The organism is Microcystis wesenbergii FACHB-1317 (assembly GCF_014696875.1).
Lineage (GTDB): Bacteria > Cyanobacteriota > Cyanobacteriia > Cyanobacteriales > Microcystaceae > Microcystis > Microcystis wesenbergii_A.
The window spans coordinates 1-20,146 of sequence record NZ_JACJQV010000095.1; the positions used below are offsets into that span (position 1 = coordinate 1).

Sequence of the window (20,146 nt, forward strand, 5' to 3'; positions counted from 1 at the left end):
ATTTCAAAGCCGTTTCGATTTCATCTAAAATACTCCCATTCCAATGGTTTTCTAACACAGCCCAGGTTCGTTCAATAGGATTATATTTACTATGGTAAGGGGGATAGTAAGCTAAACGTATATTAACTTGATATTTTTGGGAAAACTCAACTATACGTTTCATGAACTGAGTTCGTCTCGAATTATTTTCTGGGCCATTATCTTGATTAATTATCAAAGTTTTAATTTTCTCAAAACGAGATTTTTCCGACTCCCAGAAATCTTCTAATATATCAACAATAAAGTCACTGGTGACTGTGGAGGCAGTCAAATACAAAAACAACTCATCAAATTCTGGAATAAATATTCCGTAAGGGGTTAGGGTTGTTTTTGGATTAAAATCATGCTCGTTTGTTTCGACAGTTATTCTATTCTTACCTCCTCGATCAAATAGTCCAATATTAACACGGGCTTTGGCATCTAAACTAAGACGTAACATCGTAGGTTCTTCATCCGCTTCCCGATTAATGTTAGCTAATTCCTCAAAGATTGCCGCGGTTTCTGGAATTTTTTTTGAGGTAAAACTTTAGCGACTCTTTTCAGACGATAACCTAAGTTATTTAATTTAACCCGAATAGTTTCCTCGCTCGGTAAATCCTCATCACTGTACCCATATTTAGAGATTAATTGCTTTCTGACTTGGGCCGCACTCAGTCTCACATAAAGCCTTTGGCTTTGAAAACTTGGGTCAGTTTGGCTTTGAGAATCCACTAAGCTTTTGATGTTTTCCAATAGAAAAGGTAAATGTTATTCTGCTTTTTTCCGCCCCTTAGCTGAATGATTATCAACACAAGTAATGCCACTTTTTAGTTCTTTAATTCCTTGACAAATAGTAGTTCGATTCCAGCCCAATTCCTGTGCAGCAAGGGTTTGTCCCCCATATCCCAATTCTAAGACTGTTGGCGCCATGAATCTTCTTTTAGCTGCACCTTTTAATTGAAGCGCAGTTTCACTGAGCAATTTCTTGAGAGAATCAGTTAATTCCATATACACTTACAAAGAAAAACTTGATTAATAATGTACAGGATTAATTCTACTACAAAATTGGCAGGAGGAGGCAACCATCGACCCCTACCTCCTACACTCCGAGAATGATTATTATTCTTGAGCATGAATAGTTTATTTTTTGGAAGTCCCTTACCGACGTAGTCTGCGACAAAAAAGTAAGCGCGCGGCGATGGACAATGACTATATGGTGGCTGTGCTGAGTTCCTTTTGTCAAGCGTGATTGAGATGCTCTTACCCTGCTACTCAACCCGGTTTTGGGGTCTATTTTTTTCTCTCTTATCTTCCCTCAAAAACCCTATATATATGGGCGCACGGATTCCCATTATCTAAAAAGTCTAAAGCAAGTCTCGTCATTTGTCAAGGGTTTTGAGAAAAAAAATCGGGCTGATTTTATAATCACCGTAACAACAATTCAGATTGTAGGGATAATTCCGTAGGGATAATTCCGTAGGGATAATTCCGTAGGGATAATTCCGTAGGGATAATTCCGTAGGGATAATTCATGAATTATCCCTACTCAGGAATGCTTTGTTTAATGCTTGTCGGGGAGAGAAATTTTCCGTCTTCATACCTTATATCCTTATTCCTACCCATCCCGATTTTTGAGGCTATTTTTTTCTCTCTTATCTTCCCTCAAAAACCCTATATATATGGGCGCACGGATTCCCATTATCTAAAAAGTATAAAGCAAGTCTCGCCATTTGTCAAGGGGTTTTCTGAAAATCTCCCCACTTCCCCACTTCCCAAGAGGTGAGGGAAATTGCCAGTAAGTTTGCAGGGGTAGAAAGGTTAAAGGAAGCGGTCGCAACGCGCTCGCTACGCGAGACCGAGCAGTTACAATTATTGTTATCTTCAGCTTATCTTATTTTACTAAACAGCTAAAAACTAAAATAAGATTCCTATTTGTGGATTATATTTTACTGAGCTAAAATAAGATTCCTCACTGTTAGTTCTTATTATGCGTTCGGGTCAATTTATAAAACAAGTTGAAGGTTACACTGCTTTCATTCCTGCTGCTTTACCGCCAAATCCGCCGATAAACATGGATTCTGAGCTTATAAGCTTGCTTTCTGATGCAGACAGAGCTTTAGGTCGTCTTGATGGCGTAATTTCGATTTTACCCAATCCTAACTTATTTGTGGCGATGTACGTTCGTCAAGAAGCGGTTTTGAGTTCTCAGATTGAGGGAACACAAAGCAGTTTAGAAGATGTTCTTCAATTTCAAATAGATGTTAAAGGACAAGAACAACCAAAAGATGTAGAAGAAGTCGTTAATTATGTAAAAGCCATGCAATATGGACTTCAGAAATTAAATGAATTACCATTATGCTTAAGATTAATTCGAGAAATTCACGGTATTTTACTTGAGAACGTTAGGGGAAGTGAAAAACGCCTGGAGAATTTCGTCAGCGTCAAAATTGGATTGGATTTCAGGGTTGCACATTAGCAAATGCTGCTTTTATTCCGCCCCCCGTTGCTGAAATGCACAAAGCACTAGATAATTTAGAAAAGTTTCTTCATGATAGTAAATCACTTCCAGCACTGATTCATTGCGGAATTGCTCATGCTCAATTTGAAACAATTCATCCATTTTCTGATGGTAACGGAAGAGTAGGAAGATTATTAATTACTTTTCTTCTTTGTCAGAGAGAAATTCTCCAAAAACCTTTACTTTATTTAAGTCATTATCTTAAATCTCATCGTACTGAATATTATGATAGATTAATGGCTATTAGGACTGATGGAGATTGGGAAGGATGGCTAAAATTCTTTTTAAAAGGAGTATTTGAAGTCAGTCAATCCGCAACAATAACGGCTCGTTCTATTTTAGATTTACTAGAAAAAAACAGAGAACAACTTTTGCAATTAAATAGTAATAACGGACTGCGATTATTAGATTTATTATTTGAGCAACCCCTTGTTAATATCCGATTTATTGAAAATAATTTGGAATGCGCTTATGTAACTGCTAATAAATTGGTTGACCAGTTTCAAGAATTAGGTTTACTAAAGGAAATCACAGGATGGCAACGTAATCGATTATATCGTTATGAGCCTTATCTAACAATTTTTGATCACTATTAAGATGGGGACTAAACTAAATGTTAAAACACCTAGACCGAATCACTTCTAGGTATTCAAGATATTACAGAAGAAGAAATCGCCATTGAAGTAGTAACAATTCATAAATTGTCCTGACAAGGAGATGAATAAATGAATAACTTTTCTGATCAACCCCATCGTCGTTCCTTAAGATTATCTCACTATGATTATTCTCAATCGGCTGCATATTTTGTGACAATCTGTATTAAAAATAGTGAAAATTTATTAGGGGACATACAGTATAATGTCATGAATCTTAATCAATTTGGTCAAGTTGTTAAGGATATTTGGCATAGTTTAGATAATCGTTATAAAGAGGTTATTTTAGATGAATTTGTGATTATGCCTAATCATATTCATAAAATAATATTTATTGATAACCCAGTAGAGATAATTCATGAATTATCTCTACCAGAGGAGAGGCGAAAAATGTTGTTACCTAAAGTGGTTGGTTATTTTAAAATGAATAGTGCTAAACTGATTAATCAATTGCGTGGTACTCAAGGTCAATCAGTTTGGCAAAAGAATTATTATGAACATATTATCCGTGATGAGGTTTCCTTAACTAAAATTAGAGAATATATTGTTAATAATCCTTTAAAATGGCATCAAGATATCGAAAATCAGCAAGTCAAACCTAGTCAGGAGGAACTTCAGTTTTGGCAAAGCTTCGGTAGAAAGGATTTATAATCACTGTAACAACAATTCCTATCGTAGGGATAATTCATGAATTATCCCTACGATATTGAAATTAACAGCTTTCAAGAGATTTCTAAGTTTAAAAACGAGGATGAGAAAGCGGATTTTTGGGCGAATCATTGTCTAGGTGATGCAATTTTAGACCAGATGGAAAGGTTTAATGATATTTCTTTCTGACTACGACTCGGTTTGACTCTCAGAAATGCTTTGTTTAATGCTTGTCCGGGAGAGAAATTTTCCGTCTTCATACCTTATATCCTTACTCCTACCCAACCCGATTTTTGAGGCTATTTTTTTCTCTCTTATCTTCCCTCAAAAACCCTATATATATGGGCGCACGGATTCCCATTATACATAAAGTATAAAGCAAGTCTTGCCATTTGTCAAGGGTTTTTAGGAAATCTCCCCTCTCCCCTCTCCCCACGCGAGCATTTTTGGGGATTAATCCGGTTCCTCTAGCCATTTTTGCCAGAGATCTGGACGACGTTCCTTCGTGCGATCGAGTTGTTGTTGATAGCGCCAATCAGCGATATCCTGATGATTACCCGATCGCAAAACCGGCGGCACTTGCCAACCGCGAAAGACCGGGGGCCGGGTATATTGGGGATAATCCAATAAACCTGCCTCAAAACTCTCCAATTTCAACGATTCTGCCTTACCTACCGTCCCGGGTAACAAGCGCGTCACCCCGTTAATAATCGCTAAAGCAGGGATTTCTCCACAAGTTAGGACAAAATCCCCTAAAGATACCTCTCTAGTCACCAAATGCTCACAAACCCGCTCATCTACTCCTTCATAATGCCCACAGATGAGAATTAACTGCTGATAACTACCGGCCCAAGTTTTCAGTAAAGCTTGATTGAGCGGTTCCCCCTGGGGAGTCATCAGCACGATCTCCCGGGGTGGTAAAATTTCTAAAGACTCGATCGCCTCAAAAATTGGCTCTGGTTTTAATAACATTCCCACACCACCACCGTAGGGTTCATCATCGACACGACGGTGTTTATCGTGGGCAAAATCCCGGAGATTGACCAAATTTACCCTAGCGATGTCGCGTTCGAGAGCTTTTGCCAACAACCCCGACTGCAGCGGTGAAGTAAAAAAATCGGGAAAGAGAGTGATAATGTCAAACTGCACGGGGAAAACTAAGGCCTAGACTGGGATAGTGTTTAATGTATCATTTTGTCACGGTTCGATCGGTTAAAATCTTGCTAATTTGGCGCTAGTCTATCTCGATAACATGATAGACTATGCTGTACTGTCTAGGGGTTTTTCTGGCTCTAGCTTGAGTGATCGAAGTCTAGCCTAGACTTAAAGTTAACTAACAGTCCGTCATTGCCAGTGGATCGAAGAAAATTGCTAAAATCGCCTCTACTATTGCTTGATGTCCCGAAAAATATCCCCAAACCGCATTTTTTTCCGTCAACCGTTCAGGGAAAATAACATCAAGATACTTGTCCATCTTCCCGAAAAACCTTCCATCCCTAAAAATGTCTATTCGTTCAGTGACATGATCATCGAGCTAGAAACCCAACATTCCCAAAATCCTACCCCCATATCTCTCAAAACGGCGATTTTAGTCATTGGGGGTGCCGAGGATAAAGTCCACGGTAAAGAGATACTGCACACCTTTTGGAATCGCGCCGGGGGTAGCGAAGCAGTGATCGCTATTGTTCCCTCCGCTTCCAGAGAACCGGTTTTAATCGGCGATCGCTATCAGAAGATTTTCGAGGAAATGGGGGCAAAATACGTCAAAGTTATCGATATTCGCGATCGTGTACAGGGAGAAGACCCCCAATTTCAAGCCTACATCGAAGAGTGTACAGGTGTATTTATGACCGGAGGCGACCAGCTGCGTTTATGCGGTTTGCTCTCCGATACCCCCCTGATGGAAAGGATCAGACAAAGAGTGCAACAGGGAGAACTGACTCTGGCTGGAACTAGCGCCGGGGCCGCCGTTATGGGTCATCACATGATTGCTGGGGGCAGCAGCGGGGAAGCACCCAATCGGGCCCTAGTGGATATGGCCATGGGATTAGGTCTGATTCCTGAAGTCATTGTCGATCAACACTTCCACAATCGCAACCGCATGGCCAGGTTAATGAGTGCTATCTCCGGTTATCCCGAACGTTTAGGAATTGGCATCGATGAGGATACCTGCGCTATGTTTGAACGGGATGGCACGATGACAGTAATCGGCTGCGGTACAGTGACGGTAATTGATGCCAGGGCAATGTCCCACACCAACCACCATCACGTCACCGCTAACGAACCCCTGAGTCTGCATAATCTGCGGGTACATATTCTTGCCTACGGTGATGGCTATCATCTCAAAAAACAGCAAGTGATCCCTAAATTGGGGTAAAAAAACTCCTGAAAAACTGTTCATCGTGAACAGTTTACCGATCTCGGAAACCCGGACAATAAACAACGGCTTCTTTGTGCTTCTCAACAGCGAACATCAGCTATATCATGAAAATTCTCAGAACCCAAACCCTGCGCGGTCCCAACTACTGGAGTATTCGTCGCGACAAGCTCATTGTTATGCGTCTAGATCTCGAAGATCTCGCAGAGAAGCCATCGAATGAAATCCCCGGCTTTTACGAGGGATTAATCGACGTTCTTCCCAGTTTAGTCGAACATTACTGCTCCCCCGGTTATCGCGGCGGTTTCTTTGAACGAGTCCGCACTGGCACTTATATGGGCCATATTATCGAACATATCGCCCTGGAATTGCAGGAATTGGCGGGAACTCCCGTCGGGTTTGGTCGCACTAGAAGCACTTCCACCCCCGGAGTCTATAACGTGGTATTTGAGTACGTTGAGGAGCAAGCGGGACGTTATGCGGGTCGGGCTGCCGTGCGGTTGTGTCAATCGATTGTCGATACGGGAACCTATCCTCAGGAAGAATTGGCCCAAGATTTAGCAGATTTACGCGATTTATGCAATAATGCCTCCCTCGGTCCGAGTACCGAAACCATCGTTAAAGAAGCACAAGCTAGAAATATTCCTTGGTTACTCCTGAGCGCTCGTGCCATGGTGCAATTGGGCTATGGCGTTCACCAAAAGCGCATTCAAGCCACTTTAAGCAGTTTTTCGGGGATTTTAGCCGTTGAGTTGGCCTGTGACAAGGAAGGCACAAAAACTATCCTCAAGGATGGTGGGATTCCAGTCCCCCGGGGTACGGTGATTCAATACTTGGATGAGTTGTCAGCGGCAATCGAGGAAGTGGGAGGGTTTCCCATCGTGATTAAACCCCTCGATGGCAACCACGGCCGGGGTATCAGCATCGACATCAAAAATCAACAGGAAGCAGAGGAAGCCTATGATCTGGCCAGTGCCGCCTCGAAAACCCGCAGCGTGATCGTAGAAAGGTATTATAAAGGCAGTGATCACCGAATTTTAGTCATCAATGGCAAAGTCGCCGCCGTGGCCGAACGGATTCCCGCTCACGTCGTCGGTGATGGGCGCTCAACTGTAGAAGAATTAATCGAAATTACTAATCGGGATCCCAACCGGGGCGAAGGTCACGCCAACGTTTTAACTAAAATAACTATTGACAAAACCGCCCTTAATGTGCTAGGAAAACAGGGCTATGAATTAACCAGCATTTTACCCCAAGGTGCGATCGCCTATCTGCGGGCTACCGCTAATTTAAGCACCGGCGGCATCGCTGTGGATCGTACCGACGAAATTCACCCCGAAAACGTCTGGATCGCCCAAAGAGTGGCAAAATTAATCGGTTTGGACATTGCCGGTATCGATGTGGTGACAGATGATATCCGCAAACCCCTGAAAGAAGTGGACGGGGTGATCGTAGAAGTCAACGCCGCCCCCGGTTTTCGGATGCACGTCGCCCCCAGTCGCGGTTTACCCCGCAATATCGCCGCCCCAGTTATCGATATGTTATTCCCCCCCGGGACTCCCAGTCGCGTGCCAATTCTGGCAATTACGGGAACTAACGGCAAAACCACCACTAGCCGCTTAATTTCTCATATTTGCCGACAAACGGGGAAAGTAGTCGGATTTACCACGACGGACGGCGTATATATCGATGATTATCTCGTAGAAAAGGGCGATAACACCGGTCCCTACAGTGCCAGTATGATTTTGAAAGATCCCACAGTGGAGATTGCCGTGTTAGAAACGGCCCGGGGTGGTATCCTGCGATCGGGTTTAGCCTTTAATCAGTGCGATGTGGGAGTGGTGTTAAATGTGGCCGCCGACCATTTGGGTATCGGCGATATCGACACCATCGAACAAATGGCGAAGGTAAAAAGCGTTGTGGCCGAGGTGGTTAGCGCCGAGGGTTACGCGGTTTTAAATGCCGATGACCCCTTGACCGCTAGTATGGCCGAAAAAGTCAAGGGAAGAGTCGCTTATTTTTCCATGAGTCCCGATAACCCGATTATTCACGACCATATCCGTCGCGGTGGCATGGCCGCCATCTATGAGAATGGCTATCTGTCGATTCTAGAGGGAGAATGGACGCTGAGAATCGAGGAAGCGGTCAATATTCCCGTGACTATGCAGGGAATGGCTCCTTTTATGATTGCTAACGCCCTAGCCGCCTGTTTAGCCACTTTTGTGCAGGGTATCGATATCGAGTTAATTCGCCAAGGGGTGCGGACTTTTAAACCTTCCGTGGCCCAGACCCCCGGCAGGATGAACCTGTTTGACTTGGGACACCATCACGCTTTAATCGATTATGCCCATAATCCAGCCGGATACGAAGCCGTGGGCGGTTTTGTCGGCAATTGGTCCGGGGAAAAAGTCGGCGTGGTCGGCGGACCTGGCGATCGACGCGATGATGATTTAATTTTATTAGGGAAATTATCGGCCCAAATGTTCGATCGGATTATTGTTAAGGAAGATAACGATACTCGCGGTCGCCGCCGGGGGGAAGTGGCGGATTTAATTCTCAGGGGAATTAGCCAAGAAAATGCCAGTTTGCGTCCGGAAGTTATTCTCGATGAAACGGAAGCTTTAGAGAAGGCTTTAAGCACGGTTTCCGAGGGTGGTTTAGTGGTAATTTTCCCGGAAAGTGTCACCCAGGCGATCGATTTGATCGAGAAACATCGACCCCTGACCGATAATCAGGGTTAGAAGTTAGGAAAAATAGCTAGAAAATAAAGTAGTGCCAATTGTTACTGAGTACGATGGTTTAATCAAAATCAGCCGAAATCCCTATTATGAGACTCGGCTTGGTTCCGCTTATTTGGGTAATAGCCTGACACTGATGGGGGAGTTGCCGGATGAGAGTGTCGATTTGATTTGTACTTCCCCACCTTTTGCCTTAGTAAGAAAAAAAGAGTATGGCAATGTGGACGCTGATGATTACGTTGAATGGTTTAAAATATTTGCCGGTGAATTTTATCGTATTCTCAAGCCCAAAGGCTCCCTAGTTATAGATATTGGTGGTAGTTGGCTTAAAGGTTTTCCCGTGCGTTCTCTGTATCATTTCGAGTTAGTTATAGAACTTTGTAAACCGAGATTAGAAGGTGGACTAGGTTTTTTTCTCGCCCAAGAACTTTTTTGGTATAATCCAGCCAAACTTCCTACCCCCGCAGAATGGGTGACAGTCAGGAGGGAACGAGTTAAGGATGCTGTCAATACCGTTTGGTGGTTATCGAAGGAGCCGCACCCGAAAGCAAATAACAAGAGAGTTTTACGGCCTTATAGCGAGGCAATGAAAAACCTGATTAAAAATGGCTATGAGGCAAAACTGCGTCCGTCAGGACATGATATTTCTACTAAATTTCAGAATGACCGAGGAGGAGCTATTCCCCCAAATATTATTACTGATTCTATTCAGGAAAGAGGCGCGTCTATAGGTAGTCCAGTACTGGGAGAGTTCAACTGGATTTTAGAGAATGATTTAGGGCAGCCAGTAAATGTTATATCCGCTTCTAACACGGCATCTAATGATTACTATCAAAGAAGATGTAAGGAAGAAGGGGTGAAACCCCATCCTGCTAGATTTCCGCAAGCTTTACCCGAATTTGTTATTAGTCTCTGTACTGAGCCTGGTGATTTAGTTCTCGATCCTTTTGCCGGTTCAAACATGACAGGACGAGTAGCTGAAACCCTTGAGCGTCGTTGGTTAGCGTTTGAATTAAATGAAGATTATATGATAGCTTCGCAGTTTCGATTTGAACAAGATGCTCCTTTGGTCGTAGCTCCTATAAAGGATAGAAAAACTCTTAAAGCACGAGCCTTAGAACTGGCTAAGGATTATCCTGACAAAAGCTTGACAATGGATACTCAAAAACCTTTTGTTCAGTTAGATTTGTTTCCTGCCAGCGATAATAGTATGACAGACAAAAAAATCATCAGATTTAGCTACGGCGACCAGTTTTCTCCTAAGCAATTTCAAGCATCTGAATTAGTACAACTTTGTTCTGATTGTCTTCCCGATCGTCGAGTGCTTCAGGATGAGATTGCTAAACGTTATTATGCTGACCATTCCAGCCAAAACGATCTACAGAAAGGAGAGAATCGTGGCAAACTTGCCATGAATACATTTCTTTCCCTTCGTGCTTATAAGTTGGTTGAATCAATTGATGGTGATGATTGGCAGTATCGACTCACGGATATCGCTAATGAAATATTAGACAATCAACAAGATAGTGAGACAGTTTTCACAATTTTTGCTCGCCATATTCTTGTTAACCTAACTGGAATGTCCCTAATAAAAGCGATAGAAGCAATTAATAGCAGGGGAGATAAACCCCAGCTAGAAATCATCGCTTACGAACTTCAAGAAATGGGGTATTCACTCTCGACCAATTGTACTTATGTTAGTACCATGAGACAATGGTTACAAGAAGCTAAAGTCCTGGAGAAAAGTTATGAGATTAACTGGGATCGAGTCTATGATCTATTGGAACTCGATCAAGACTATATTGACGAGCTTTATACTCTTAGTTCCGAACAAAAATATTTTTTACTGGCTATGCTTCAGATGGCGATTACTGAGCTAACCGAGTGGAATAAAATTACCAGATACGCCACCAGTGTTTATAAAATACGATTCCCCTCGAAATCTTTTGTTCAGGATATTATTCAACCTTTAGTAAAAGTCGGCTTAATTGCAACTGAGAAAACCACCAGCGGACGAGGAGCGAAACCTAATCTTGTTAAGCTGACCGAGAAATCACAGCTAGAACTGTTATCTAGATTATTACAATCTATATCCGATATTACAGAAATCTCCCAAACTGAGCTAAATCGAAGTTTTGAAGATGTTGTTAATGACCTAGATAATCCCGATAAACATATTAAAGGTAAAGCTCTTGAACTGCTGGCGATTTGGATGATTCGTCTAACCAGTCTTAGATTCACAAAATGGCGGAAAAGAGACTATGAAACTGGACAGGGTGAAGTAGATGTTCTGGCAGCATCAGACCGCTTTGTTTATCATCGTTGGCAAATTCAGTGTAAAAATACAAAGCGAGTAGATGTAGAAGTATTAGCCAAAGAAGTTGGTATGACCTTCGTAACAGGGTCTGACGTAGTTATGATTGTGACTACTGGTGAATTTACTAGAGACGCTTTTCAGTATGCTTATCGAATGATGGAAGTATCGAGATACTATATGGTGTTGATACAAAAAGAAGACATTGATGCAATTAAACAAGATAGAACCAATATTATTAAAATTCTTGATCGTCGTGCAAGGCGCGTGTTCGCCAAGAAAGAGTTGGGCTTAACTGATAATACAATTGACGAGATAGAAAGTGAAGATAATTCACTGGCAGAGTTATTGGAATTCTCCGGGGAGGAATAAAATTTCAGAAAATATCAAGGAGATTGCGTTAGGCAATCCCTTGTTTTTAGAGAAACAATCAAGATGTTAATATTGCCGTAACGCATCAAAAACTTTTCTTTTCTAGAATTGCTAATCGTAACCGGCGAGCAAGGGAAAATAAACTGGTAGAATCTGAATAGAAGTGGTTGCTTTGGCGATCGCTAATACCGCCTCGAAATTTTCTCCGTGGGTAATCAAGCGATCAAAAGTAGATGAATTCGTGGGGAGATTCTTAGATGTTAGCCGCCGATACTCAAGTAATTCTCTTACTTTGTGCCAATTTTGGACAAAATCGCCCCACCCTCGCCCTTGACCTTGAGCGAGTATAATAGTCTGGCTAGTTGGCTACGGCAACAGGAATTAACTCCCGCAGACCTGCTTGATCGCAGTTTACAGGAAAAATTCCCAGATATCATGATCGCGCGCACTGGATTCTGGGCGTCTTTTTTACCTACTCAATCGGGGTTTTTTGCTAGGATTAACCCTACAAAAATGGCTAAACCAAGGACTATGGATTATCGGACGGGGAGAGGATATTTATCTCAAATGTCTCAAACAGAAACTTAAACATCTTGCCCCCCATTATCTAGGGCATTGGCGATCGCTATTGGCTTTCTTTGGCAGGATTAGCGATAATTGGTTTTAGAGATAGCGATCATCGCTGCTTGCGATCGCATCTAGAGCCAGATTCAGTTTCAGCACGTTAACCCCCGGTTCGCCAAAGATGCCGAGAAAGCGCTCGTCGGTGTTTTTGATAATCAGGATCTCCACTTGATTCGTCGGTAATCCCCGCACCCGCGCCACCCGCTCGATCTGCGCTCTGGCGGCCTCTGGGGTGATATGGGGATCGAGGCTGGAACCAGAGGTATATACTAGATCTGCGGTGGGTTTAATTCCCGCTTTCTCTAATCGGGGAATTTCGCCCTCTATAGCTTTCGCCGGATCGGGATCGGGTTTTCCTTTAATGCGATCAATTAATACAGGGTTACTGGGAGCTAGGTTACTCGCCCCCGAAATTCCGGTTTGCAGGACTTTGTTGGGATCGTTTTTCGGATCGGCCGTACTGTAGTCGGTGGTACTCGGACGACTATTAAAATAGCGATCGCTGGTGAAAGGTTGCCCAATTAGAGCCGAACCCACCACTTGACCTTGATTATTGGTAATTAAACTCCCGTTCGCTTGCCAGGGAAAAAGAATTTGACCGATGGCGATCATCGAGAAAGGATAGATCAGGGCAGTAATCACCCAGAGAACTAGGGTAGAACGGATAGCTCTACCGGCCTCGCGTGCAAAACTCATAATTAAAACCTCTCTGGTATAAAGATGACAAAAAATAGGTAGATAAATAAAGCAAAGGCGACCAATCCTAAAAGGGTTAACGCGGAAGCTTGCCACCTATCGATAGTGCTTCCCGTAGAAGCTTGAACGATGGAGGAGAAAAGAATTGTTAGACAGAAATTTAAGAGAATATACCAGAAAAATCGGTGTTTTCTAAGGGATGCTTTCATAATAATTAGAGTTTTTGGGAGATTTGTTTTTGCCAGTAAATCAAGAAAATAGCTGTAGTTGTCGATGGGTTATCTTTTTCCCCTTTTTCAATTCATAGTTAAGAATACATTGGCCCACATATCTGGCCAAATTAACAGGAACCGCATTGCCAATCATTTGTTCTAGATTAGATTTTGTTCCTGTAAAAATAAAGTCTTTAGGAAAAGTTTGAATATAGCTTCGCTCGATTGTTGTTAACGGTCTTAATTTTTCCTTAAGATGACAAGCATCCCCGGTATGTTGTCGATAGGTTTTGGGAACTGGTCGATTTACTCCTCGAATAGTAGGGCTAGGTTCATAAATACTGAATATCGCCCTTCTTTGATAGCTTCTAGGATGTCTATAATAGTATTCTATATCTAATTCTTTGCCCATATAGTCAAATACAGTCAGAGGTTGACTTGATAGATTTTCATTGATCTCATCGATTAAAAAATCGTCTTCTTCGTTCATTTTACCGATCAGAAAATATCTTTTTCTAGTTTGAGGAACTCCGCAGTAACAAGAATTAATAACTTTTCCAGTTAAACCATAACCATGGCTTTTAAAAATTTGTTTTGCTTGAATGAGTATTTTACTTTTCTCAATTCTATCCACATTTTCCATAACAAACCATTGGGGACTTACTCTAGTGACAATTTCAGCGAATGTGAGCGTTAGACTCGCTCGTCCTAAACCCTCGTTTCTCTTACCCGCACTAGAAAAGTCTTGACAAGGAGGGCTGCCGACAATAATCTCAGGACTATATTGAGCCAATATTTCTTGATTAGATTCTCTAGATAAATCGACATTAAATATCGGATGACTAAAGTTATTTCTATAGACATCTATAGCAGGTATCCAATTATCAAATGCAGCCACAATAGTAAACCCCGCTTTCTGGAAACCTAAAGATAAACCACCACAACCAGCGAATAAATCGATTGTGATCATTTTGCTCCCTCCTCTAAATTAAACAAATCGGGTGAATTATAAATAATAGCATCAAATCGCCTTTCAGGACTCAATAAATTTTGTCCACCTCCTAAAATAATTTCTCTTATTTCTGATTTGTTAATTCTGGGTCGATGCAAAATTTCTGAACGCATATACCGGTTGGTAATTTTGCCGCTTAATGCAAACGCTTTATCGTTTTTTGTATTGTAAGAAAGTTGATCGATTATTTTTCTATGATTGATGCGCTCCTGTTTGCTGAAATCGTCAAGCATTTTGAACAGCCATATCGCAGAACGTATTTGTCTGGAAATACTTTTTTCTATTCTCGCTTCAAATTTAGTCAGATATACGAATAGCCGAGTGAAAGCTAGATCGCTCCAAACGAACACATCTAAACATTGCTCTGCCAATTTTGAAGATTTGCCTTCCGTTTTCCAGATAGGCTGTATTAAAAATGGTTGTTGATAGGGCAATAAATCAAGCGATAGTCGGTCAATAACGCCAACTATTGATAGTAAATAAGGCATTACCTCTCTCGGTTCTGTCCAGTCTTGAATAGAATCGAAATCACTACCGATAATCTCTTGCAATTTTTGTATATTTTGCCTAATGTGATTAATTATACTACAGGCGAGATACACGATGGTATCTGGTCTAACCACTATTTCACATCCATAACGAATATCTTCTAAGTCACAAGTTGTATTGTCTGGTAAAGCGGTTAATTTAATTTCCAGACCTCGAAGACAATTACCGTTATCGATTCTCTGGGTTACTAGATCGACTCTAGGCAAACTACCGATTACAAATTGATTATACGGCGTAAATTGACTCTCGAAAGCGTAAAATAAATTATCGGAATCGGGAGCTAGACCGTATAACTCTTTTGTACTTAACTCCGCAGGTTGAATTTTTAAATTTTCATCGAGTTTCAGATATACATTTTTCAGTCCTTTTCCATCTAAGTAAGCGCACAAAGAAGCTGGAAATGAGGAATTAAATTGATTTTTCCCCCAGGTTTCTTTTTGGGTAAAATCCCGATTCGAGTGCTTCAATCCGAATAAACTAGGCTTAAATATTGCCGATTTTGCCATTACCTCAACCCGATCGCTGAAATTATCTCATCAATAATCTTAATGGCAATAAACGGCGCAATCATGCCCCCCACGCCGTAGATGAGGATATTGCGCCGCAATAGTTGGTCAGCGGTGAGCGGGCGAAATTGAACGCCTTTAAGTGCTAGGGGAATCAAAACGGGGATAATCAGGGCATTGTAGATCAGGGCTGAGACGATCGCCGATTGAGCGCTTTTCAAACCCATGATATTTAAAGCACCGATCCCAGCGGCGGCGAAAATCGTCGGGATAATGGCGAAATACTTAGCAATATCGTTAGCTACCGAAAACGTGGTCAGGGCGCCGCGGGTAATTAATAACTGTTTGCCGATGGTCACTAAATCGATCAGCTTGGTCGGGTCAGAATCCAGATCCACCATATTAGCCGCCTCCTTCGCCGCTTGGGTTCCAGAGTTCATCGCCACACCGACATTAGCCTGGGCCAGTGCCGGTGCGTCGTTAGTGCCGTCCCCCGTCATGGCAACTAACTTGCCCTGGGATTGCTCGCGACGGATCACCTCGATCTTATCTTCTGGGGTAGCCTCGGCGATAAAATCATCCACCCCTGCCTCCGCTGCGATCACCGAGGCCGTGATCTGGTTGTCGCCGGTGAGCATGATCGTTCTCACCCCCATGCGCCGTAATTGGTCGAAACGCTCTTTTAATCCCGGTTTCACTATATCTTTGAGATAGATCACCCCGTAGATATCGTTACCCCGACAGACGGCCAGGGGAGTTCCCCCCAAACGGGAAACCCTTTCCTGGGCCTGATCGAGGGTATCGGGAACGGAACCACCCCTAGAACGGACGAAACCTTTAATCGCTTCTACGGCCCCCTTGCGGTATTCCTCGCCGTCCCTATCGGTGCCGCTCATGCGGGTACGAGCCGAGAATGGGATTACCTCGCCAGGTTGGCCATCGATATCGAGGTTCGCGCCCAAATTCCGGGCTAAGGCAACGATCGAGCGTCCTTCCGGGGTTTCGTCGAAAAGGCTGGCCGCTAGACAGATGCGGGCTAATTCCTCGAGGTTATGACCGTTCACGGGGATAAATTCGTCAGCCAGTCGGTTGCCGAGGGTGATCGTTCCCGTTTTGTCGAGAAGGAGGGTATTCACGTCGCCGCAGGCTTCCACCGCGCGCCCGGAGGTGGCGATGACGTTAAACTGAGCCACACGATCCATCCCGGCGATGCCGATCGCGCTCAATAAACCGCCGATCGTCGTGGGAATGAGGGCGACGAGGAGCGAGATCAAGATGGCGATACTGGAACCGGCCCGAAAGGTATCCGCAACCGCCGGCCCGAGGCTCGTTTCCAGGAAACCGGCGATATAGTTCCCGATCGGCGGAATCGTGGCCACGACAATTAGAAAGACTTGGGTTAACACGGCCAGAAGTACCGTCAGGGCGATCTCGTTGGGGGTTTTCGTGCGCTCGGCCCCTTCCACAAGGGAGATCATGCGATCGATAAAACCCTGGCCGGGGTCTTGGGTGATCCGCACTGTCAACTCGTCCGAGAGAAGCCGCGTACCACCGGTGACGGAACTGGCGATGTCGGTGCCGGGTTGTTTGAGGACGGGGGCCGATTCTCCGGTGATCGCCGATTCATCCACCGAACCGATTCCCTCGATCACTTCCCCGTCGGCGGGAATCACGTCCCCAGCCAGCAGTTTTACCCGATCACCCCGATGCAAGGCCGTGGAACTGACCGACTCGATCGAGCCGTCGGCCAGGATTTTTCGGGCGATCGTGTCGCTGCGGGTGGAGCGTAGGGCATCGGCCTGGGCTTTTCCCCGTCCCTCTGCGATCGCCTCGGCGAAGTTGGCAAACAGCACCGTCAAGAAGAGGATCAGGGTGATGATGCCGTTAAGTAGCCGTTGTTGTCCCCTCTCCCCAGCGATCGTGCCGAATAGATGCGGGTCGATCGTCACCAGGGCCGTGACGATTGTTCCCAACCAGACCACGAATAGGACAGGGTTACGCACGGCGATGCGCGGGTCGAGTTTAAGGAAGGACTGCCGGATCGCGCTTTGATAGAGACCGGTCCGGTTGACCTTGGGGGTATGGCGGCGGTCGTCCCGGCGACCTCTCGGCACTCGCAACGGGCGGGGGGACTTAGAATTTCCTTTGTTCGTTCTCATAAATTGTCTAGGACTGGTTGAATCAATCTAAAAACCTTGTTGGGTAAGACTTTTAGACCTTTTGTCAATCAAAAAATACTGGAGATGGGAGTGATCGGGGGGAAATTTAGGCACTTTTTCCCTGAAAATTAGGTAATTGGCCACCTCAAAACTGGTAAAACCCCACACCCCACACCCCCCCCGATGTCGGGGGGGTTGGGGGGGTCACACCCTACCCCCCGGAAAAACTTTTTGCCGCAAACCCTGTCTAAACTCCTAGCCGATCATCCTGGTGATTTGAAAGGCTTCCGCGATCGGCCCGAGGGCCAATATCGGCAAGAAAGTGAGCGCACCGAGAATTAAAATCACCCCCGCCGTCACGCCGGTAAAGAGTCCGGTATCGGTGCGGAGGGTTCCGGTGGTGGCGGGAACCGGTTGTTTGCGGGACATCCCATCGGCTAAGAAGAGCAGGGCGGCGATCGGGATATACCGTCCGGCGAGTAAACTGAAGGAGGCGCTCAGATTCCACCAGAGAGCGGTGATCGTCGGTTTCGCCCCAGCCGCGATCGCGAGCGGTGCGGGTTGGGAGTCCCCCAGTCCCTCGAATCCCGACCCGTTATTGGCGGCGGCGGAAGCGTACTCGTAGATAACTTGAGATAATCCGTGAAAGCCGGGGTTACTGATGCCTTGAAAATCAGGGATAGCAAGGGCGATCGCTCCGGGGATGAGGATGGCGATCGGGTGAACCAGCAGAATTAAAAAACTGGCTAATACCACTTCCCGTTTCTCAATTTTGCGCCCGAGGAATTCCGGGGTTCTTCCCACCATCAGACCGGTGACGAATACCGCCAGGATCAGATAGGCGAACAGGTAAGCGGTGCCGGTTCCCTGACCGCCGAAGACGATTTGCAGGAACAGATTCGAGAGGGTGGCGAAGCCGCCGTTCGGCATCAAGGAATCGTGCATGGCGATCACCGCACCGCACATGGTGGCCGTGGTAGTCACCGCGTACAGGGCCGATTGCGCCCAACCGAAGCGCACTTCTTTACCCTCGAAGTTAACCGCTCGCTCGACCCCTAGCAGGGAGTTAACCGCCTGGTTGCCGTTATATTCCCCGATCGCGGTGATGATCGTAAAGCCGATGAAGATACCGAGGGGAATTAGATAGATTAATCGAGCTTGCTTGAGATTATCGGCGAAAACACCGTAGGTATAGATCAGGGAGGTGGGAATCGAGAGAATCGCCACCAACTGCACCAGATTGACGAATCCGTTCGGGTTTTCAAAGGGGTGGGCCGAGTTGCTGGCAAAAAAGCCACCGCCGTTTTCTCCCAATTCCTTAATAATCTCAAAGTGGGCCACTGGACCGCGGGCGATCGCCTGACTCAGGTTGGGGTTTTCTAGCGTCGGCAAGATCGCTGGGCCGGCGAGGGTTTCCGGGACTCCGGCGATGATCAGGGTAATTGCCCCCACGATCGAGATCGGTAAGAGGATACGGGTGATCGCTCGGATCAGATCGACGTAGAAATTGCCCAACGGTCGCCCCGTCAGTCCCCGAATAAAGGCGATCCCCACCGCTAGACCGGTTCCGGCCGAGGTGAACATCTGGTAGCCGAGTCCCCAGATCTGACTCCCGTAGCTGAGGGTGGTTTCTCCGGAATAATGCTGTTGGTCGGTGTTGGTGATAAAGGAGATGGCAGTATGTAGCGTGGTGTCCCAAGTGGGGGCGGGGATCCCCGTCGGGTTGAGGGGAAGGACTCCTTGGCCCGCAATCAGGGAAAAAACCAGAACTGCTATTACCGCGTTACTGTAGAGAACGGCGCGGGCGTACTGCCAGCCGATCATATTCTCTTTCCCTTTCACCCCGACGAAGGTGTAGAGAAGACTCTCGGCTCGATCGCACAGTGGGTCGAGTAGGGTTCTCCGTTCCATAAAAACCCTAGCCATATAGCGCCCGAAAAAGGGAGTGATTGCCACGATTATCAGGATCGTGAGCGCAATTTGAATCCATCCTTGCAACATGGTTCGATCAACTCCAAAAAAAGCCAGTGGTCATTGAGCTTGTCGAAATGTGGAGGCTCGATCAACGGATTCGACAAGCTCACCGTCCATGATCGACCGGGAAAATCACGGGTTCGCTGTCTCGAAACCGCTTGGGAAAACCAAGTTTGTCTAATCATTAGCGATCGTTAACCAGTGGATGATCGAGGGATTATTATCGCCTCTGCTGGGATGATTATAGCGATTTGTCGCGTCTTGACAATCTATATTTTTTCCGTTCGTTATCCTATCAGCTTTTATGCACTTATGCAGCAATACCAACAATCAGCAATTATCAGTGACTCCTAAGATTTTACGTCACAAGTCGTTGAACAAACAGGAATAATTATGCAAACGCCATCGCAGAAAACGGGTTTCTTCGAGAAACCCGTTTTCTCTTCGAGAAACCCGTTTTCTGCAAACGCCATCGCAATTTATACAAGACATTCGCTCAATTCGCTCAATTATTAAGTAGCTGGTTATAATTAAATTAAAAATGGATTTTAGGTTCGATCCCCCCTGCCCCCTTGATCTATCCATTAGTCACATCTTTCTTAACATAAAATTTGACAAAAAGAGAAAAGTGTGCAAGATGGCTCAAGGGGGTTCTATGGGGGAACTAATTTGATGAGATAGTTTCCAAGTCTGGCTGATATCATGTAACCTTCGCAGTCCCAACCAAATAGTTTTAACACCAGGTTCACCGTCGCCTTTTCTACCTAAAAACCCCC

At 44.8% G+C, this 20,146-nt stretch carries 17 protein-coding genes and 2 pseudogenes; 8 read left to right on the forward strand and 11 right to left on the reverse strand.

Translation table 11 applies throughout. The features are described from left to right. Positions 1-1,026 (reverse strand): annotated as a pseudogene (locus H6F92_RS06115) (ISAzo13 family transposase); the annotation flags it as partial. A 979-nt stretch (positions 1,027-2,005) separates the two neighbouring features. Between H6F92_RS06115 and H6F92_RS25415 the strand changes: the two are divergent. The 4 genes from H6F92_RS25415 (at position 2,006) to H6F92_RS06130 (ending at position 4,026) form a co-directional block, all read left to right on the forward strand. After that, positions 2,006-2,494, forward strand: coding sequence for a Fic/DOC family N-terminal domain-containing protein (locus H6F92_RS25415; protein ID WP_199308142.1), 489 nt, complete (start codon positions 2,006-2,008; stop codon positions 2,492-2,494). Continuing rightward, complete coding sequence (locus H6F92_RS25420; RefSeq protein ID WP_265795852.1) at positions 2,470-3,132, forward strand: Fic family protein; 663 nt, start codon at positions 2,470-2,472, stop codon at positions 3,130-3,132. The genes H6F92_RS25415 and H6F92_RS25420 overlap by 25 nt, the downstream gene beginning before the upstream one ends. A gap of 129 nt (positions 3,133-3,261) precedes the next feature. Then, entirely contained in the window at positions 3,262-3,840 is a 579-nt protein-coding gene (locus tag H6F92_RS06125; protein ID WP_190357149.1) for a transposase, read from the forward strand. A gap of 36 nt (positions 3,841-3,876) precedes the next feature. After that, complete coding sequence (locus tag H6F92_RS06130; protein WP_190357150.1) at positions 3,877-4,026, forward strand: hypothetical protein; 150 nt, start codon at positions 3,877-3,879, stop codon at positions 4,024-4,026. Here the strand turns inward: H6F92_RS06130 and H6F92_RS27000 are convergent. The 3 genes and pseudogenes from H6F92_RS27000 to H6F92_RS06140 form a co-directional block, all read right to left on the reverse strand. Beyond that, positions 4,017-4,097: pseudogene (locus H6F92_RS27000) on the reverse strand (type II restriction endonuclease); the annotation flags it as partial. The gene H6F92_RS06130 and the pseudogene H6F92_RS27000 overlap by 10 nt on opposite strands. A 193-nt stretch (positions 4,098-4,290) precedes the next feature. Continuing rightward, positions 4,291-4,986 (reverse strand): tRNA (guanosine(37)-N1)-methyltransferase TrmD, encoded by a 696-nt coding sequence (gene trmD / locus H6F92_RS06135; RefSeq protein ID WP_190357151.1) that lies wholly within the window; start codon positions 4,984-4,986, stop codon positions 4,291-4,293. A 184-nt stretch (positions 4,987-5,170) separates the two neighbouring features. Further along, positions 5,171-5,311, reverse strand: coding sequence for a hypothetical protein (locus H6F92_RS06140; protein ID WP_190357152.1), 141 nt, complete (start codon positions 5,309-5,311; stop codon positions 5,171-5,173). Positions 5,312-5,359: 48 nt separating this feature from the next. On the opposite strand from H6F92_RS06140, the gene H6F92_RS06145 reads away from it, so the two are divergent. The 4 genes from H6F92_RS06145 (at position 5,360) to H6F92_RS06160 (ending at position 12,305) form a co-directional block, all read left to right on the forward strand. Further along, the gene (locus H6F92_RS06145) at positions 5,360-6,214 is read left to right on the forward strand and encodes a cyanophycinase (RefSeq protein WP_190357153.1); all 855 of its coding nucleotides are present in this window, start codon (positions 5,360-5,362) and stop codon (positions 6,212-6,214) included. Positions 6,215-6,321: 107 nt separating this feature from the next. Beyond that, entirely contained in the window at positions 6,322-8,955 is a 2,634-nt protein-coding gene (gene cphA, locus H6F92_RS06150; protein ID WP_190357154.1) for a cyanophycin synthetase, read from the forward strand. Positions 8,956-9,067: 112 nt separating this feature from the next. After that, positions 9,068-11,638 (forward strand): DNA methyltransferase, encoded by a 2,571-nt coding sequence (locus H6F92_RS06155; protein ID WP_199308143.1) that lies wholly within the window; start codon positions 9,068-9,070, stop codon positions 11,636-11,638. A gap of 490 nt (positions 11,639-12,128) precedes the next feature. Next, a complete protein-coding gene (locus H6F92_RS06160; protein WP_190357156.1) occupies positions 12,129-12,305 on the forward strand; it encodes a hypothetical protein in 177 nt (58 codons plus the stop codon). Here H6F92_RS06160 and kdpC read toward each other — a convergent pair. From kdpC to H6F92_RS06195, 7 genes are all read right to left on the reverse strand, one after another. Next, the gene (kdpC, locus tag H6F92_RS06165) at positions 12,302-12,958 is read right to left on the reverse strand and encodes a K(+)-transporting ATPase subunit C (protein ID WP_190357157.1); all 657 of its coding nucleotides are present in this window, start codon (positions 12,956-12,958) and stop codon (positions 12,302-12,304) included. The two genes, H6F92_RS06160 and kdpC, sit on opposite strands and share 4 nt — an antisense overlap. Before the next feature lie 2 nt (positions 12,959-12,960). Beyond that, positions 12,961-13,167: a K(+)-transporting ATPase subunit F gene (kdpF, locus tag H6F92_RS06170; protein WP_071822845.1), complete on the reverse strand. Its 207-nt coding sequence runs from the start codon at positions 13,165-13,167 to the stop codon at positions 12,961-12,963. A 40-nt stretch (positions 13,168-13,207) separates the two neighbouring features. Next, positions 13,208-14,140, reverse strand: coding sequence for a DNA cytosine methyltransferase (locus H6F92_RS06175; RefSeq protein WP_190357158.1), 933 nt, complete (start codon positions 14,138-14,140; stop codon positions 13,208-13,210). Further along, complete coding sequence (locus H6F92_RS06180; protein WP_190357159.1) at positions 14,137-15,237, reverse strand: HindVP family restriction endonuclease; 1,101 nt, start codon at positions 15,235-15,237, stop codon at positions 14,137-14,139. Before H6F92_RS06180 ends, H6F92_RS06175 begins: the two co-directional genes overlap by 4 nt. Then, on the reverse strand, positions 15,237-17,396 hold the full coding sequence (gene kdpB / locus H6F92_RS06185; RefSeq protein ID WP_190357160.1) for a potassium-transporting ATPase subunit KdpB: 2,160 nt from the start codon (positions 17,394-17,396) through the stop codon (positions 15,237-15,239). The genes H6F92_RS06180 and kdpB overlap by 1 nt, the downstream gene beginning before the upstream one ends. Before the next feature lie 255 nt (positions 17,397-17,651). Further along, entirely contained in the window at positions 17,652-19,397 is a 1,746-nt protein-coding gene (gene kdpA / locus H6F92_RS06190; protein ID WP_190357161.1) for a potassium-transporting ATPase subunit KdpA, read from the reverse strand. 615 nt (positions 19,398-20,012) lie between these two features. Beyond that, on the reverse strand, positions 20,013-20,146 hold a 134-nt coding region (locus H6F92_RS06195; RefSeq protein ID WP_190357162.1), incomplete at its 5' end, for an IS4 family transposase.

What these genes read in the sequence shown, in the direction of transcription:
- H6F92_RS25415 (WP_199308142.1), top strand. Translation starts at nt 2,006, where the DNA reads ATGCGTTCGGGTCAATTTATAAAACAAGTTGAAGGTTACACTGCTTTC.
- H6F92_RS06125 (WP_190357149.1), top strand. Translation starts at nt 3,262, where the DNA reads ATGAATAACTTTTCTGATCAACCCCATCGTCGTTCCTTAAGATTATCT.
- H6F92_RS06130 (WP_190357150.1), top strand. Translation starts at nt 3,877, where the DNA reads ATGAATTATCCCTACGATATTGAAATTAACAGCTTTCAAGAGATTTCT.
- H6F92_RS06140 (WP_190357152.1), bottom strand. Translation starts at nt 5,311, where the DNA reads ATGGACAAGTATCTTGATGTTATTTTCCCTGAACGGTTGACGGAAAAA.
- H6F92_RS06145 (WP_190357153.1), top strand. Translation starts at nt 5,360, where the DNA reads ATGATCATCGAGCTAGAAACCCAACATTCCCAAAATCCTACCCCCATA.
- cphA (WP_190357154.1), top strand. Translation starts at nt 6,322, where the DNA reads ATGAAAATTCTCAGAACCCAAACCCTGCGCGGTCCCAACTACTGGAGT.
- kdpC (WP_190357157.1), bottom strand. Translation starts at nt 12,958, where the DNA reads ATGAGTTTTGCACGCGAGGCCGGTAGAGCTATCCGTTCTACCCTAGTT.
- kdpF (WP_071822845.1), bottom strand. Translation starts at nt 13,167, where the DNA reads ATGAAAGCATCCCTTAGAAAACACCGATTTTTCTGGTATATTCTCTTA.
- H6F92_RS06175 (WP_190357158.1), bottom strand. Translation starts at nt 14,140, where the DNA reads ATGATCACAATCGATTTATTCGCTGGTTGTGGTGGTTTATCTTTAGGT.
- H6F92_RS06180 (WP_190357159.1), bottom strand. Translation starts at nt 15,237, where the DNA reads ATGGCAAAATCGGCAATATTTAAGCCTAGTTTATTCGGATTGAAGCAC.
- kdpB (WP_190357160.1), bottom strand. Translation starts at nt 17,396, where the DNA reads ATGAGAACGAACAAAGGAAATTCTAAGTCCCCCCGCCCGTTGCGAGTG.
- kdpA (WP_190357161.1), bottom strand. Translation starts at nt 19,397, where the DNA reads ATGTTGCAAGGATGGATTCAAATTGCGCTCACGATCCTGATAATCGTG.